This window comes from Nostoc sp. UHCC 0251 (assembly GCF_034932245.1).
GTDB lineage: Bacteria > Cyanobacteriota > Cyanobacteriia > Cyanobacteriales > Nostocaceae > Nostoc.
Map to the genome: position 1 here is coordinate 1 of NZ_JAYGHD010000095.1, position 15,337 is coordinate 15,337.

Sequence of the window (15,337 nt, forward strand, 5' to 3'; positions counted from 1 at the left end):
ATCGCGTCTTGAAAACCAAAAATTGTTGCCAGTAGCCCTTAACTGAACCGTATTGCTGTATAATTACCCGATATTGGGTAGTTATTAGTAAAAAACATCAGAAACATCAAACAGTTGTTGCAAGAATACCCCCAAGGGTTTCCAATAGACCTATTTTTGCTTGTGGCATTTAAAATTGCAATGGACTAGGGCAACTCCATAGTCAAGCCGTTATTCATAAAGACTTTACAATCGGCAATGTAGAGAAAGTTTGTATGCCCAATAATTTCTACCAAACACAGCTAATTATCTGAGGATCTTTGTTAAAAGTAATTAAAGCTAAATGCTCCTGATTGGCTAGTATTTCTGTTGCGATTAAAAAACCTGAAATAGTCCAAGTTTGATATTTGCGAGCTTCCTTTCCAATTAATCGACCGTGCCTGCCATCGTAGTATTCTGGCCATTGGTCTTGACTGAGGCGGTTTTGAGCTAATTCAATAGCTTTGTGAGCGAGTGAATCCCTACCGCTTTTCAAAGCTGCTGCTACCAGTAGCCAAAGTAAAACAGGCCAATTTCCACCATTGTGGTAAGACCAAGCTATATTTTTTGGGTCTGAGCCAGTGACAATCTTCCACTCCAAACCTTCTAGAGCCGGAAAACAAATTTTCATAGGCATATAGCCAACTAAGTCATGCCAGCGTTGTTCAATCAACTCCAGAATCATTTGAGATTCTTGTTCGCTAGTTAAACCAACTATGATTGCCATTAAATTGCCTAATCCAAAGAATCGAAAATCTATCTGTGAAGGCCCCAAATTTCCTGCCAAGTACCCCCCAGTTTCTGGTAGCCATTCGGTTAACCAAGAAGGAATAGAATCTGGATAAATATTAAATTTATTTGCTACTTCCTTGCCAAATTCTTCGCTTTTATAGCAATAAATTTCGTTTAAACGCTTAAGGTCTATCCAATAGTACTCTTTAATATGATACTCAAGAGCTGCTAAACGTCGCTTCACTATTTTATCAAGATACTTAGTCTGGTCGCTATTGGGTAAGAGTAACTCAGTTGCTGCTTGTAAAGCTGCATAAAATAGAACTTGAATTTCTAAAGGATTCCCATAAACTCCCATGCGGCGATCTATCATAAAAGCACCGTCTGGAACTAACATGGTGGGATACATGGCAAAACGATGTACCAAGCAAAAGTCTAAAATTAGCTTAATACCTTGTTGAAAATCTTGTTGATGAGCTAAGGAAATATCATTTGTTGCTTTGACATAAGCTCTTAGCAAAATCAGCCACCAAAGGCAAGAATCTACAGGTGGGACTCTACCAATTGCGTGTTCGCCAAAATCAGCTGTCAAAACTTGTTCTTTATGTTCGACATCAACTTTGAAGCTTGCTGGCATTAATCCGGGGCCTGGCTTAAAAAAGTCCATCTGTTGTTCATGACTTTGCAATCCTAAAGTTTCTACTAAAAAGTTACGGACAATCTCTGCTCTTCCTTGCATCAGGAAAATCAGACCTGAAGTAACGAAATCACGAACAAAGCAATGGTTATAATTGAGAGTGTCTTTTGAGGAATCACAAGCAGCTAATGTTCCAATCGGACGTTGATTGTAAAAAAGAATTGAGTTGTTCAGTTTTTGCTTTGCTTGGTTGAGAGTGTTAGTTTCACTGCTGATTGAGGTCATGAAATTATCTTGTACTTAAGGACATATAGTATAAATAGGTTGCCTTAACTCAAAGCTTCTTGACCTCCTACTTTGGATGGGTAATTTCTGCAATTTGGCAATATTTTTAGATTAAACAAGCGGAAATTAGGCAAATTTAATTAGCCCAATTAAGATGAATGCATTAAGTTACCTCACCATATTCAAAAAATGTGATGTCGATAAATCGCACAACATGGTTGCAGTCCCAAGCTTGCCGTAAAGTCGGTTCTTCTCAACAACGTTTTCCGATTTTTCTTTTCATCAGTTAAGATATCGGATCAGTCTTAATGCGTAAGTCCTCAAATCTTAAAAGTACTTTGATGGCTTTTTCACAGGATGATTAAGATATAGGTATTTGAACTGACGGATGTTAATACTTATGGTGCAAGACCAGATTTTGCTGACTGATTGGCATGTAATCGCGCACTCGCAAGACCTCCAACCTGGAACAGTCCTGCACAAACGCTTATTATGCTCAGATATAGTGCTTTGGAAAAACAATAATTCTTGCTATACAAGACTTTCAGACAAAACTGATGATTCTAGACTTAATGTTAGAAAATAAAGCTCGAAACCCAGTTTTTGCTCTTGTTTAAAAAAATGTTGTTAAAAAAGATATATATATAAAGATACCAAAAATATTTAGTATTTCATTGCTGAGACTGTAAGTTTGGTGCAGGGATTTTTGCCAGCCCTGGGTAGTATAAATAACAGATATTTACTTATTTATTAGTGCTTAGAGTGTCTTAATGATTGAAATCCTAGCCACACTTTCTGCCTCTGCGGCAGCAGGAATGAGAATAGGTACACCTCTGCTGATTATTGGATTGTTGCAGGGTAGTAACTTCTGGTCACAAGTTCCAATTTTATCTCACATTTCTCCACCAATCTTATTAGGCTGCCTCAGCTGTTGGTCTTTAGTAGAATTATTAGCCTCAAAAAAGCTATGGGGGCAAAGATTGCTCCAAGTAGTTCAGTTATTCATGTCTCCCCTCGTAGGGGCAATTATGGGGTTAGCAGTAGCTAGTGCAACAGCAACGCCACATTGGCTAATTGCTTGTATTGGAGGTTTGTTAGCTTTAGTACTTCAGCTAGTTCAAGTTGGTTGGTTCTATCGCTTACGTGGCTTACCCTTGTGGGCAGTCTTTCTTCAAGATATCTTGTGCGTTGCTCTAGTACTTTTTGCCTTTGATGCTCCCTGGCAGGGAGGATTAATTGCTTTAATACTGCTCTGGTTTGCAGTTCGTAGTGCGAAGCAGTGGTATGACTGGTATCACAAGGGCAGGGGGCATAGGGCATAGGGCATAGGGCATAGGGCATTGGGAATGGGGCAAGCAGAGAAGTCTAAAGTTCGGGCTTCTTTAGATGGCTACGCCATCTCCAACGGAGTATAGAACTTTTCTTAACAGAGACGCTGCGTAAACATAGCGAAAAAGAAAGAGTTTTCCAACGCCCAATGCCCAATGCCCAATGCCCTTTATTGCAAAAGTCCAATCATATGTAGCAGACCGTGACCGGTAATCAGCTCGATGATTAAAGCAATGAAGCCCAGCATGGCAATCCGACCATTCCATACTTCAGCGCTAGTAGTCAAACCCCATTCCCAACGCTCTTGGGGGTACATTTTCACCCTTTTTTTCATTTGGGCAGCTTGCGAAAGCTTGAAACTAGGGTTTTTCAGCGCATTAATCACCAAGTCTGCCAATGCATTAATAAATACTGGATGGGTGTTAGGAGCAGGAACGCGACGGAAATTGTGAATTCCTGATTCTTCTGCTACTTCCCGATACTCAATATCAATTTCTTGCAGTGTCTCAATATGCTCTGAGACAAAACTAATAGGCACGACAACTAAATCTTTCACGCCTTGTGTGCCTAGTTCTTTAAGGGCATCCTCAGTATAAGGTTGGAGCCATTCTACTGGGCCAACACGACTTTGGTAAGCTAAGGTATGGGCATTGGGTCGATTGAGAGTCTGCATAATCAGAGCAGTACATTCCTCAATTTCTTGCTGATAAGGGTCGCCTGCTTCTTCAACGTAGCTTTTAGGGACACCGTGAGCGCTAAAGAATACATGAACCTCATCCGGGTTAGGAAACTGCTCAAGTTCTTGGGCTATGAGTTCCGCCATTGCTTGGAGGTAGCCTGGTTCTTTGTACCAGGAAGGAATGACGGTATATTCAATGGGTTGAAGCTTTGGGTCTTCTTGCCAAAGTTTTTCTAAAAGCCGGAAGCTAGAACCACTCGTACTGATAGAGAATTGGGGATATAGTGGTAAGATTACCAGGTGTTCTATTTTATCTTGGGTGATCTGTGCGATCGCCTCTTCTGTATAGGGATTCCAATAACGCATCCCCACGTAAATCTTGGCTTCTTGTCCTAAATGACTCAATTGTTCTTTTAAAGCTTGCCCTTGCGCTTCTGTGATCCGCCGCAGTGGGGAACCGCCACCGATTTGCTTATAATTCTCTTGAGATGTTCTGGTTCGCCGCGAGGCAATAAACCAGGCTAGGGGCTTTTGCAACCAGCGAAATGGTAGGCGAATAATTTCCGGATCGGAAAATAGGTTGTACAAAAACGGCCCGACATCCTCTAGCTTATCGGGACCACCGAGATTGAGTAATAAGACGCCTACACGACCCATAGCAGTTACTTTCCCCCAATCTTTTCAGGTTTTTTACTAATGTTAACAATATATCTTTATTAAATATAAAGCTTAATAGCAAGGAAATATGTAATGGCAACAATTTTAAGGGATTGGAGTTACCGCTATCAGTGGCTATATGATAGTATCTCTCGTTTAGCAGCCTTAAGTGTAGGTGGTGAAGCCCGTTTTCGGCAACTTGCTTTGCAAGGCTTAACAATTCACTCAGATACGCATGTCTTAGATTTATGTTGCGGCAGTGGTCAAACAACGCAATTTTTGCTAAATTTTTCACAAAACGTAACAGGATTGGATGCCTCACCCAAGTCTTTGCAACGGGCGCGGCAAAATGTACCATTAGCTTCCTATGTCGAAGCTTTTGCTGAGGAGATGCCATTTGCAGATAATCTGTTTGATGTGGTACATATTAGTGTCGCATTACACGAGATGCAGCCTGAGCAATTGCGAAAAATTATTAATGAAGTTTATCGGGTGTTGAAGGCAGGAGGGGTGTTTACGTTGGTAGATTTTCACGCTCCTACGAATCCGGTATTTTGGCCTGGGGTATCACTGTTTTTGCTGTTGTTTGAGACAGAAACAGCTTGGGAATTGTTGAAAACTGATTTGGCTGGGTTGTTAACTAAGGCTGGGTTTGAAGTGAGTAAGTCAACTTTATATGCTGGTGGTAGTTTGCAAGTAATACAGGCGAAGAAGTGAACAATAATGCTTTATTAATGACAGGTAAGATACCCGTCTATTAATAAAGTATCAATGATTGTTATATTGAAATTAGCATGATGAAATTTTGAGGTTAATCAAAATGACCCAGGAATTAATAAACCTTTTCCTGGTAAAATGTTTTAATCTTGATAAGAATTTTGATAAATTGCAATAGAAAATCATAGTCTGTGAGTTTTTCTAATTCATCGTTTCAATCCCTAATAGGGATTTTGATGAATTGCAATTTTTTTTAAAGTAGGTCAATACTATTATCTTGATTTGTTTCAATCCCTAATAGGGATTTTGATGAATTGCAATTAGCGGGAGCCTGAAAGCCAAGCTATATTGATTTTTCAAGGTGCGGTTGCGCGATTCAAGAGCAATCATAGCATTAGAGAATTTGTTTGGAAAGAGTGTCGGGAAAGGTTGAAGGCTAAAACGTGCTTACAGTAAGCATTTCAGAAATTGCGCGAATAAAAATTATTTATGAGCGGGGTTAAATGCTTACTGGGATTGAGATAGAAGCACTTTTTTTCGGCTGTGGAATTTGTACACCTACCCTACCGCGCATTAGAAAATAGGTAATAGGCAATAGATTGTTGTCACGAATGAATTTAGGATTGCTATATAAGGGAACTCAGCACAGAAAATTGCTTAGTCTCGTGGTTTTTCATTGCCAATGCATCCGACTTTTCCATGACAACAGCCACAGAGAAAGAACGCTTGGACGGCAAACGAAGCTAATATTACGGTAAACTAATTCATAAATTGTAATATTTCTTGTTGTAGCACTGTACGTATAACAAAGAATAAAAATTTTCGCCAATTCAAGGTAGAGATGATGAAAGAAATAACACGCCGCAAATTTATCGCAACTGCCACCTTGGCGACGGGTTTTGCCTTGGCAGTGCAACCCATTTCTGCCCAAGTCATCAGCACCGATGCTAAGGGGTTGGTAGCTGGTGCGGTGAAAATTCCCGTCAAAGATGGGGAAATTCCTGCCTATAGAGCAGCACCAGCCACTGGTAAAAATTTCCCAATTGTTCTGGTACTTCAGGAAATATTTGGTGTACACGAGCATATTCAGGATATCACTCGTCGTTTTGCCCAGTTGGGGTACTTGGCGATCGCACCCGAATTATTTATCCGTCAAGGCGATGTCACTAAGTTAAGCAGTATGGACGAAATTCGCCCAATTGTCGCCAAAGTGCCAGATGCCCAAGTGTTATCCGATCTTGATGCCACGGTAAACTGGGCGGTGAAATCAGCTAAAGGTAATGCCGATAAATTGGCTGTTACAGGCTTTTGCTGGGGCGGCCGCATTACCTGGTTATATGCGGCGCACAATCCCAAGGTGAAGGCGGGTGTGGCTTGGTACGGGCGGCTCGTGGGCGATGCTACCGAACTTCAACCCAAGTATCCTGTCGATATTGCATCAAAACTGACAGTCCCGGTTCTCGGACTCTATGGTGAGAAGGATACAGGTATTCCTCTTGATACAGTAGAGCAAATGCGCGTAGGCTTAAAGGAAAGCAGCAGCAAATCTGAAATCATCGTCTATCCAGATGCACCCCACGCATTTTTTGCCGATTATCGCCCATCCTACCGCGAGAAAGAAGCTAAGGACGGTTGGAAACGCCTTTTGGCATGGTTTAAGCAAAATGGCGTGTAAAAAAGAGGAACAGGGGCAGGAGGCGAATCCCGATACATGAATGTAGTTGCTCTCTAACCCTTGTGGCAGAATAATTCCAGTATCTTTCTCCCTGCCCTCTTCCCCCTGATCCCCTGCCTCTTTGGTAAGTCTTCGGAACAAAAAAAAGCCTCCCGCGATGGGAGGCTTACAATTAGCGGAGAAAACTTATTAACCTACTAGACATCTCCAGAAATTAAATATGCGTTACCCAGAAACCTTGTAGAGACGTAGCACTGCTACGTCTCTACATTCGTTTTTCGGAGATGTCTACTGCGTAGCTACAGCAATCACTCCTCCTAATGCAGAGAAAATCGCGGATACGGTTGCTGTGGCAAACAGCCACCAAGATGCTGAAGCTGCGGCTTTGCGGGTTTCTTCCGCTTGCCGCTGTGCTTGATGCTTCACCTGTTCTAGGCGGCGTTGGGCTTCATGCTGTATGCGTTCTGCACGTTGCAATACTGTGTTGCGGGCCCGTTCAATTTGGTCGATGATCCTGTTGGCATCTTCCTCAGAGATGTCCTCACGAGAACTCATGATTGCCACCAGGGTATCACGGTCAAAAGAGGATAGGCGATCGCGCAGAGCATCAAACCCTGCCTGGGGGTCGTCAAAAAATGTGCGAACATCGTGCTTGATATTATCATAGTTAAGTTCCGGGCGATCCAAGGAGTTGAGATAGTTACGAATGCGGGCAAAAACCCCATCAATCGCATCTTGAATGCCTCGTTGGATATTCCGCACTTGTTCTACAAATTGATCCCTTACGGACACAATGTTATCGGCAATCCGCGCCGCTTCTTCATCGGACATATCTTCCCGAATTTTCAGCAGGGCGATGATGGTAGAACGGTCAAAATGGGAAAGGCGATCGCTAAAAGTTTCTACCCCAACTCGCGGATCGTGTAACAATAGTTGCAAGTCGCGTTTAATACCTTCAGGATTCAGTTCTTCCTTACCAGTTTGGCGCAGATACTCTTCTACATAAGCTTTGAATGTTTCCGCTCTTTGCTGTGTCCGGGTAGCTAGGCGACGAGGCGCACGGACAAAGTTGCGAATGGAAGTTTGCGTGGAATCAATGATTTCATTGACTTGTTCTTCACTCAAGTCTTTACGCTGACTGAGTAACTTCACCAGCGTATCCCGGTCTACCTGTGACAACCGACGGCGAAGTGCTACGGCTCCCTCTTTGGGATTTTCAAACAATCTGGTCAAATCCCGCTGGATACCTTCTGGGTTCAATTCTTGTTTACCAGTATTCCGCAGATAATCTGCGATCGTGGTAGTAACAGAGTCGTATTGCTCTTTGGCTTTATCCACTACAGCTTGGGGTGTGTGGCGAATGTTATGCCACGATTCCTCAGCAGTATTGATGATTTGATTAACTTGATCTTCACTCAAATCTTGCCGTTGACTCAACAATTGTACCAACGTATCGCGGTCAAAGCGAGACAACCGCGCCCGAATTGAGCTAATTCCAGCTTGGGGATCTTCTAGTAACCTTTTGAACTCCGCGCGGATGGCATCAGGGTTCAATTCTGATTTCCCTGTATTACGCAGATATGATTCTACACTCAACCACAGGGTTTCTGCTTGATATTGCGCCTGTTCCGCTAACCCTTTGGATTCTACCAAGACGCGATCGCGTTGTTTTTCCAACTCATCGAGAATGCTGTCTACTTCATATAGCTGGACATCATTCCGTTCCAGCAATATCGCCCGCATTTCCTGACGATCAAGATGGGCTAGTCGCAATGTCAGGGTTTCATAATCTGCATCTGAATCTTGCAACAGTGGTTTGAAATTCTGCTCAATGCCTTCTGCTGTCAAATCTGCTTTCGGAGTAACCAGCAGATAGCTTTCCACTGCCCGTTGCAAGTCTTGGACTATCTCTCTTTCTTCAATACCTGTAACTATCACTAGCACGTCTTTGCGGACAGCTTCTAACTGATCTGCAATGCGCTGAATTTGGGACTGGGTAAGCAGTCCCCGTTGTTGCAGGATATTGGCAAAATCATTGCGGGATAGTCGTTCTAATTCCCTGCGGACTATTCCAGGGTCAGCGGCTGGATCATAGAGGACATCACGAAACTCCTGGGCAATTCTTTCTTGGCTGAGTTGCCAAGCATAAGTGTTGTGCAGGTAGTTTTCCACATCAGCCCGAATTGGGCTATAAGGTTGAGATGGTGGTGTTGGCAACCCTAACTTATCTGCTTGTTGAGTGACTTTATCTTTGGCGGTGGTGAGGCTACGCAAGATTTTTTCCACATCCAAATCAGACAAATCTGTGCGCCCCATAACAATGCCGGTTAAGGCAGTTAGTCCTTGCTGGAGTGTAGTTTGAATTGGCCCTGGAACTGCCTTTTGGTCAGCTTCTTTAGAGCCTCGTGTTTCTGCTACTAATCGATCCAGCTTGGCGTTGAGTTCATCTGTCTTGCTTTGTCCTGGTGGGAGTGATTTCAGATAATCGATTAACTCACCCATGCGGTCTTGGGTAGGTGGTTGTTGACCCACTACTTGCTGCCAAACTTTATACAACGTATCAGCAATCCGGTTGATGTCTTTTTTAGAAAGATCGGTGCGACTGCTGACTAATTCGATAAACTTCTGGCGGTCGATGTTGCGAATATCTGGAGTCCCTGCGATCGCTTTTAGTTGTGGATCGTTGAGTAAATTTTCAAAGTCACTCCGAATTTTCGACACATCTAACTCTGGAGGACGCAGCTTGTCTAAATAATCCTCTATATTTTCTCGGATACTTCCTGGGTCGATGGCGCTTCCTAGTTCCCGGCGGACAGCGGCGGCGGCGGCTTCAGCTGTCGCTACAACTTGGTTATTGACAGCCTTTGCACCCAGTGCAGCGGTGGCTGTGCCCATAATCGCCTGAAAACCAGAAGTTGCCGTATTGACAACTGAGCCAATTAAAGAACCCACGGTGGTGGAACTTACCCAAACGAGAAGCAAAAAGTAAGCGCCCCAAATCACCAAACCGAGAATCGCTCCCAATGCTGGGTCTAAGATTACCAGGCTTAATTTAACCGCCAGAAAAGAAGCGATTAATAAGGCGATCGTCACAGTGACTAATGTCCAAATCCCCACTGCGGTGCCAATTTTGCGAATGTTACCGCCCAAACTTCCCGCTTCCCCACTATCTGAATCCGAGTCAGATGAGTGTCCCAGGTAGGAAATACCGGCTGCAAGGGAAAGATTAGTGAGAACTAATTGGAAAGCAAAGGCTAGGATAACGCCGGAGATTAAAGCCACAAAAAAGCGCGGCCCGGAAGTGAGAACCGATGTCTGTGCTGGCGTGACGTTTGAGGGATCTACATTTATAATCTGTGCCACCCACAATAGTGGTTTGTAGAGTCCCAGCATAATTTCCGTATTTTGGAACATTGTATTTCCTTCTTCTAAGGTTTAAATTTGGGGAATTAAGATTTTCTTGAGAAGCAACTCTTAGTATTTATGATTTGTACCTATGGCAATACCTAAACTCTTTAGCTCAGAATCGTGGAATTTAGCTATTTCAAGCATCTCTCTAAAGATTGAAAACTGTATCCAGCGGAAGATATAACTTTTATTCTCTCTCGGTGGTAATTTTAAGCAATTTGACATTTACTCTTAATTATGTATAGCTAATTTTTAATTTTTTATTGCTTATTTATCGAAACAGAATACATGCGTCAGTCGCCAGAATTCAGAATTAATTTTGAACTTCATGGTGGATGAATCCAAGGGTTTAAGACCCCCACTAAATATGCAGATTTAGTGGTCTTCTCTACGAGACGCAAGCGCGAACAGTTCAGTGGCGGGTCTGAATCCCCCACTGATTTATTCTGACTCCTGAATTCAGACTTCTGAATTCTTCTTCAAAGCGATTGATTCTGTTGAAATCATAGTTCGCTAGCAACGCCTTTACATTTATTTACATATTTGTTTTTAGTCACCCTCTCAAGGTGGATTTGTCTAAAAAAATACGTTTCTGATAATCGTCCAGAAGAAGTGCTTGTGGTTTGTACCCACAGACAGAAATAAGTCTAGTTATAAACAGCTACATTAAAGTTAACAAATGAATCGTTGAGGATAAAAAAATGGCACCTCGTTCTTCCAGAGACCTGCCACTATTTCTAACAGAATGAAATCGCAAAGATCGCAATAGAATTCTGTTTGGCTGAACTCCTCAAGCCAAAATTTGGAACGGTCATTTTGCACTGATTGGCTTTATTGCCTATTTACTTTGGGATTTAGTCGGTTATAGCGTTCTGGGTGAGGTACTAGAGCTAATTGGCTACTAAAAAAAACTCAAAGATTAAACATCTCAAAAAATACTAATTTTGGAAGGAAAAAACAATGGAAACTCGTCCCTCTACTGATATACCACCTGTTACCACAGCTTACAACGGTCGCGATCGCAATGAATTTCTGTTTGGCTGGACTCCCCAAGCCGAAATTTGGAATGGTCGCTTTGCAGCAATTGGCTTTCTAGCTTATTTACTTTGGGATTTAGCTGGCTATAGCGTTGTTCGTGACGTTTTACGCATAGTTGGCTACTAGAACATTCATTAAAGACTTGAAAAATCACTAGATATTGGAGAAAAAAAATGGCAACTCAAGGAACTCGTCCTTCTACAGATTTACCACCTGTTGCACCAGAATACAACGGCGTAGATCGCAATGCATTTTTGTTTGGCTGGACACCTCAAGCCGAAATCTGGAATGGTCGTTTGGCAGCAATTGGTTTTCTAGCCTATTTGCTTTGGGATTTGGCTGGTTATAGCGTCTTACGGGATGTGCTACACCTAATCGGATATTAGCAATAGCTGAGGATTGATAAATCTGAAAACCTGGCTTCTCACCAAAAGTCGGGGATTTATCTCCTCAGCATTTTCTATTTAATTAGGTTGACCAAATAGTTACTAATTCGTAATTTTTGATTCGTAATTTCAGAAAGTACATTTTTTACCATAATCTTTAATTTTGTGGTCTGCAAGACATTCACAAACTGGCCACTGCTAGGCTATAAGTGATGAGTTGAGTAGGTACTAATGATTGTAATTACGAATTATCAATTACGAATTACTTTAGTCCTTCCCTATCTAAAGCAAAAAGCGAACTAACACATATAAAGCCGAAGCTACCAGTTGCAATACCATCACTGGAATACCGTAGTGTAGAAAAGTTTTAAACGAGATGCGGCGTCCATGTTGCTCAGAAATTCCGGCAGCTACGATGTTAGATGATGCTCCTACTAGTGTGCCATTACCTCCCAAAGTTGCACCAAACATCATCGCATAAAACAGTGGTAATACCTCTGGCGGAAACTGTCCTTGAAAGTCTTGTGCTAAAACTTCTGCAGGTGCTAATCCGACAGTAACAATATATTGTTTAAGTAAGGGCACCATCCCCACCACTAAAGGAATATTCGGCACTACGCTTGATAATATTCCCACAAAAAATAATAAAACTAGGGAACCCAGGACAATATTTTTTCCTAAAATTACTGCCAATACCCCTGATAAGCCATTAATTACACCTGTTTTTTCTAGTCCTCCAATTAGCACAAAAATACTCATAAAAAAGATTAAAGTACTCCAGTCTACATCTCGCAGAATGTTGTTAACTGAATCGATTTTGCTATGGTGAGATAAAAGCAAAGCTAAAGCTGCTCCTAACAAAGCTGCGGCAGCAGGTGAGATCGGAATTGGTAAAGTTTCTCCGATAACAAAAAATAGTAGGACGAAGAATACAATAACTGCACCGAAGCTTAAAACTCGTGGATGATTGATTTGTGGATGTGGCAGTTCTTCAAGATTATCTAACTTTGTATTCCAAATTTTGCGAAATAAAAATGGTAGTGTTGCAATCACTATGACGATGGCAATTACTCCCCCTAAACTCAACTTTAATAAATAATCTGTAAAGCTGATATTTACAGCATCACCAACAATAAATGTCGCTGGATCTCCAACTAAAGTTAGGAGTCCAGCACTATTAGCGACTAATACCATTAAAATCAACAATGGGACGAAATTTATCCCAATTTCTTGCGCCATTGGTGGAATCAAAGGTGCTAACAGCATTACTGTTGTGGCATTTGGTAAAACGGCACAGATGGGTGTAACAATAGCCACGATGCCAAGTAATAGACGCTTGCCTTGTCCTTTAGCTATGAGTACTATTTGAGTAGCTAAATAATCAAATATCTTGGTAGGCTCAAAAGCCCGCACTAACACCATAACTCCAAAGAATAAACCGAGTGTTCCATGACTTTTGCCGATGTAACCAACAGCTTCTTGTAAAGTCATGACGTTGGTAAAAACTAATAACAATGCTCCCAATAATGCAGCAATGGGAGATGTACCCATTCCGTCATTACTAAGATAATAACGGTTATAAATGTTATCACACTGAGGATTGCTTGCCAGCTTTCCACACACTACCTCCCGAAGTTTATTTAAGTAGCGAAAAAAGCCACCTATTTGTAGGTGACTTATCTATCATTGCAATTAGATAAAAATTATTGAAATTATGAACAATGATTATTCATCAATACAACTGGGAATACCCAAAACGGCACAGGGAAAATTAGAACCTAGAGCCTCAATCATCGGATGATTAACAGAGTTGCAACCGAGAAACAAAATATCGGCAGCTTCTGATTCAACAACTTTGGTAAGTTCTGTGGAAATACAGCCAAACCGCAAATGAGATTTGAAGGAACCCTGCCATTCTTCTGCTAGACTTCGGGCTTGCCAGAGAATTATATCTGCTTGTTGCAGGGGAGTTACCACTGTCTGCAATTGGGGTTGAGTTAATACCTGTGTGGCAGACTTTGATACTTCACTGACTTGACACTCTAATGGAGGCTGTTGTATTGGTAAGCTCAAGATATTTGGATGCTTGCTTTTTGAATTGTCTTCTAGCACATAAACGGCTTGAACTGTAACTTCTGCATTGGTAGCTAAACGCGTTTGATGGGCAATCCAGAAAGCAATATCTAACGCCGTATGACTGTTAGGAGATGCGTCATAGGCAACAATTAAATTAACTGCTTTTGCTTTTTGAGGTTTTTTAGAAAAAGGTTTTTTTGGCTCTGGCAACAGTACCATTTGTTCAATTAAGTCATCTCGGCCTGTGGCACTTTGCAGACGCGCTAACATTGGCTTAATTTGCACAGCTTTACTTCTCCCAATGAAATGAATTAGTAATGAGAAGCAGGGTGATCAATTTGAGATATTGAACTTCGGCTTACCTCAGTTCCGGTTCCATCGAGCGAAGTCGAGATACTCGGCACAAGTCGCTCAGTCGAACGATTTGGATTTTAGATTGAGTGACGATAACCGAAATTTCAAATCTTAAATCAGTCAAGGAAACCCCAATAATAACTGTATTACAGCCAAGGTCTTGGGGGTTCCTTCCATTGCCTACGGAGTTAGCTGACGGGCTAAGACTGGAAGGTGTCTCTCGTAAGATTAGCCCCAAACATTGGTTCCTCCGTTCCAAATCCAGCTTTCATGAATTTGAATTAGGCTACCCACTAAAAAAAATGATAATCTAATTTACTCGTCTTGGGCAAAATATCGATCAAGGAAATTTAGGGCGTGGTTGCGGAGTTCAAAATACTCTTTTGAGTTTCGCATGGCAGCCCGAGCCTCTTTCAGAGGAGCTTCTCTACGAGACGCTTCGCGAACGCTAACGCGTGGATGCTCAAAAGGAACTTTTAAAATCTCTCCTATACTAGCAGCTGGGCTATTGGTCATCAATGCGATCGGACATATAAATTGCTTCATCTACATCGTGAGTAATCATCATCACTGCTTGACGATTATTTTCCCAAATATCCAATACCTGCCGCTGCAATTTGCCACGAGTTAGCGCATCTAGTGCCCCAAAAGGTTCATCCATCAGCAACATTTTAGGACGAATTGCTAAAGCTCTAGCAATACCTACTCTTTGTTTCATACCTCCAGAGATTTCATCAGGATATTTGTCAGCCGCCGCCGTCAAGTTTACCATTGCCAAGTGTTGATTTACAATGCTGATTTTTTCAGCCCGATTAGCATTTTTTAACACTTCATCTACGGCTAAACGGATATTTTATCGCACTGTCAACCAAGGCAACAGCGAATAGTTCTGAAATACCATCATCCGCTCTGCTCCTGGCTTACGAATTTCTTGCCCATCTAGCCGGACTGAGCCAGAAGTGGCTTTTTCTAAACCAGCTACTATCTTTAGTAGCGTTGATTTTCCACAACCAGAGTGACCAATTACAGAAATATATTCATCTTCACCAATTGTCAGATTCACCCCATCTAAAACGACAAAGTTATCTTTATCAGGTGTCGGATAAGACTTGACTAAATTTTCAATTTCTAAAAATCCAGGACGGGGGAGAACTCCAGTCTGGGTATTAATAGGCAATGAGGTATATTCCATCATCAAATGCTCCCGAAATAATTAAGTCATCAGTCAATATTTGAACTTGGGATTTAAGACATGAAAAAGCTAGTGGGAGCATTAGCCCTGATAGCAAAACTAAGCTAAAACACATCTAATTTGCATATCAAAATTTTATTAATCCCTTGTGGGG

Annotated in this window: 9 protein-coding genes, 2 pseudogenes and 1 riboswitch; of the genes and pseudogenes, 5 read left to right on the forward strand and 6 right to left on the reverse strand. The window is 41.8% G+C overall.

The features are described from left to right. Nucleotides 1-268 precede the first annotated feature (268 nt). Nucleotides 269-1,672, reverse strand: coding sequence for a glycoside hydrolase 100 family protein (locus tag VB740_RS12855; RefSeq protein ID WP_323200386.1), 1,404 nt, complete (start codon nucleotides 1,670-1,672; stop codon nucleotides 269-271). Between the two features lie 770 nt (nucleotides 1,673-2,442). Between VB740_RS12855 and VB740_RS12860 the strand changes: the two genes are divergently transcribed. Continuing rightward, complete coding sequence (locus VB740_RS12860; RefSeq protein ID WP_323200387.1) at nucleotides 2,443-2,994, forward strand: DUF4126 domain-containing protein; 552 nt, start codon at nucleotides 2,443-2,445, stop codon at nucleotides 2,992-2,994. A 176-nt stretch (nucleotides 2,995-3,170) separates the two neighbouring features. Here VB740_RS12860 and hemH read toward each other — a convergent pair whose 3' ends face one another. Next, on the reverse strand, nucleotides 3,171-4,337 hold the full coding sequence (gene hemH / locus VB740_RS12865) for a ferrochelatase (protein WP_323200388.1): 1,167 nt from the start codon (nucleotides 4,335-4,337) through the stop codon (nucleotides 3,171-3,173). Between the two features lie 93 nt (nucleotides 4,338-4,430). Here hemH and VB740_RS12870 point away from each other — a divergent pair, with 93 nt between their 5' ends. Together VB740_RS12870 and VB740_RS12875 are read left to right on the forward strand one after the other, a co-directional pair. Then, the gene (locus tag VB740_RS12870) at nucleotides 4,431-5,054 is read left to right on the forward strand and encodes a class I SAM-dependent methyltransferase (protein WP_323200389.1); all 624 of its coding nucleotides are present in this window, start codon (nucleotides 4,431-4,433) and stop codon (nucleotides 5,052-5,054) included. Between the two features lie 844 nt (nucleotides 5,055-5,898). Next, nucleotides 5,899-6,729, forward strand: a complete 831-nt coding sequence (locus tag VB740_RS12875) for a dienelactone hydrolase family protein (RefSeq protein WP_323200390.1) — start codon at nucleotides 5,899-5,901, stop codon at nucleotides 6,727-6,729. Nucleotides 6,730-7,017: 288 nt separating this feature from the next. Here the strand turns inward: VB740_RS12875 and VB740_RS12880 are convergent, their stop codons facing one another. Further along, nucleotides 7,018-10,143, reverse strand: a complete 3,126-nt coding sequence (locus VB740_RS12880) for an MFS transporter (protein WP_323200391.1) — start codon at nucleotides 10,141-10,143, stop codon at nucleotides 7,018-7,020. A gap of 954 nt (nucleotides 10,144-11,097) precedes the next feature. Here VB740_RS12880 and VB740_RS12890 point away from each other — a divergent pair. Then, complete coding sequence (locus tag VB740_RS12890) at nucleotides 11,098-11,301, forward strand: high light inducible protein (RefSeq protein ID WP_323200392.1); 204 nt, start codon at nucleotides 11,098-11,100, stop codon at nucleotides 11,299-11,301. A gap of 47 nt (nucleotides 11,302-11,348) precedes the next feature. Beyond that, nucleotides 11,349-11,561, forward strand: a complete 213-nt coding sequence (locus VB740_RS12895) for a high light inducible protein (RefSeq protein ID WP_323200393.1) — start codon at nucleotides 11,349-11,351, stop codon at nucleotides 11,559-11,561. A 282-nt stretch (nucleotides 11,562-11,843) separates the two neighbouring features. On the opposite strand, the pseudogene VB740_RS12900 reads toward VB740_RS12895, so the two are convergent. The 3 genes and pseudogenes from VB740_RS12900 to VB740_RS12910 form a co-directional block, all read right to left on the reverse strand. Further along, nucleotides 11,844-13,180 (reverse strand): annotated as a pseudogene (locus tag VB740_RS12900) (SLC13 family permease). A gap of 106 nt (nucleotides 13,181-13,286) precedes the next feature. Beyond that, nucleotides 13,287-13,907, reverse strand: coding sequence for a universal stress protein (locus VB740_RS12905; protein ID WP_323200394.1), 621 nt, complete (start codon nucleotides 13,905-13,907; stop codon nucleotides 13,287-13,289). A gap of 249 nt (nucleotides 13,908-14,156) precedes the next feature. Next, nucleotides 14,157-14,289: riboswitch (cyclic di-AMP (ydaO/yuaA leader) on the reverse strand. 17 nt (nucleotides 14,290-14,306) lie between these two features. After that, nucleotides 14,307-15,183, reverse strand: a pseudogene (locus VB740_RS12910) (ABC transporter ATP-binding protein). Nucleotides 15,184-15,337 lie beyond the last annotated feature (154 nt).

What these genes read in the sequence shown, in the direction of transcription:
- VB740_RS12855 (WP_323200386.1), bottom strand. Translation starts at nt 1,672, where the DNA reads ATGACCTCAATCAGCAGTGAAACTAACACTCTCAACCAAGCAAAGCAA.
- VB740_RS12860 (WP_323200387.1), top strand. Translation starts at nt 2,443, where the DNA reads ATGATTGAAATCCTAGCCACACTTTCTGCCTCTGCGGCAGCAGGAATG.
- hemH (WP_323200388.1), bottom strand. Translation starts at nt 4,337, where the DNA reads ATGGGTCGTGTAGGCGTCTTATTACTCAATCTCGGTGGTCCCGATAAG.
- VB740_RS12870 (WP_323200389.1), top strand. Translation starts at nt 4,431, where the DNA reads ATGGCAACAATTTTAAGGGATTGGAGTTACCGCTATCAGTGGCTATAT.
- VB740_RS12875 (WP_323200390.1), top strand. Translation starts at nt 5,899, where the DNA reads ATGAAAGAAATAACACGCCGCAAATTTATCGCAACTGCCACCTTGGCG.
- VB740_RS12880 (WP_323200391.1), bottom strand. Translation starts at nt 10,143, where the DNA reads ATGTTCCAAAATACGGAAATTATGCTGGGACTCTACAAACCACTATTG.
- VB740_RS12890 (WP_323200392.1), top strand. Translation starts at nt 11,098, where the DNA reads ATGGAAACTCGTCCCTCTACTGATATACCACCTGTTACCACAGCTTAC.
- VB740_RS12895 (WP_323200393.1), top strand. Translation starts at nt 11,349, where the DNA reads ATGGCAACTCAAGGAACTCGTCCTTCTACAGATTTACCACCTGTTGCA.
- VB740_RS12905 (WP_323200394.1), bottom strand. Translation starts at nt 13,907, where the DNA reads ATGTTAGCGCGTCTGCAAAGTGCCACAGGCCGAGATGACTTAATTGAA.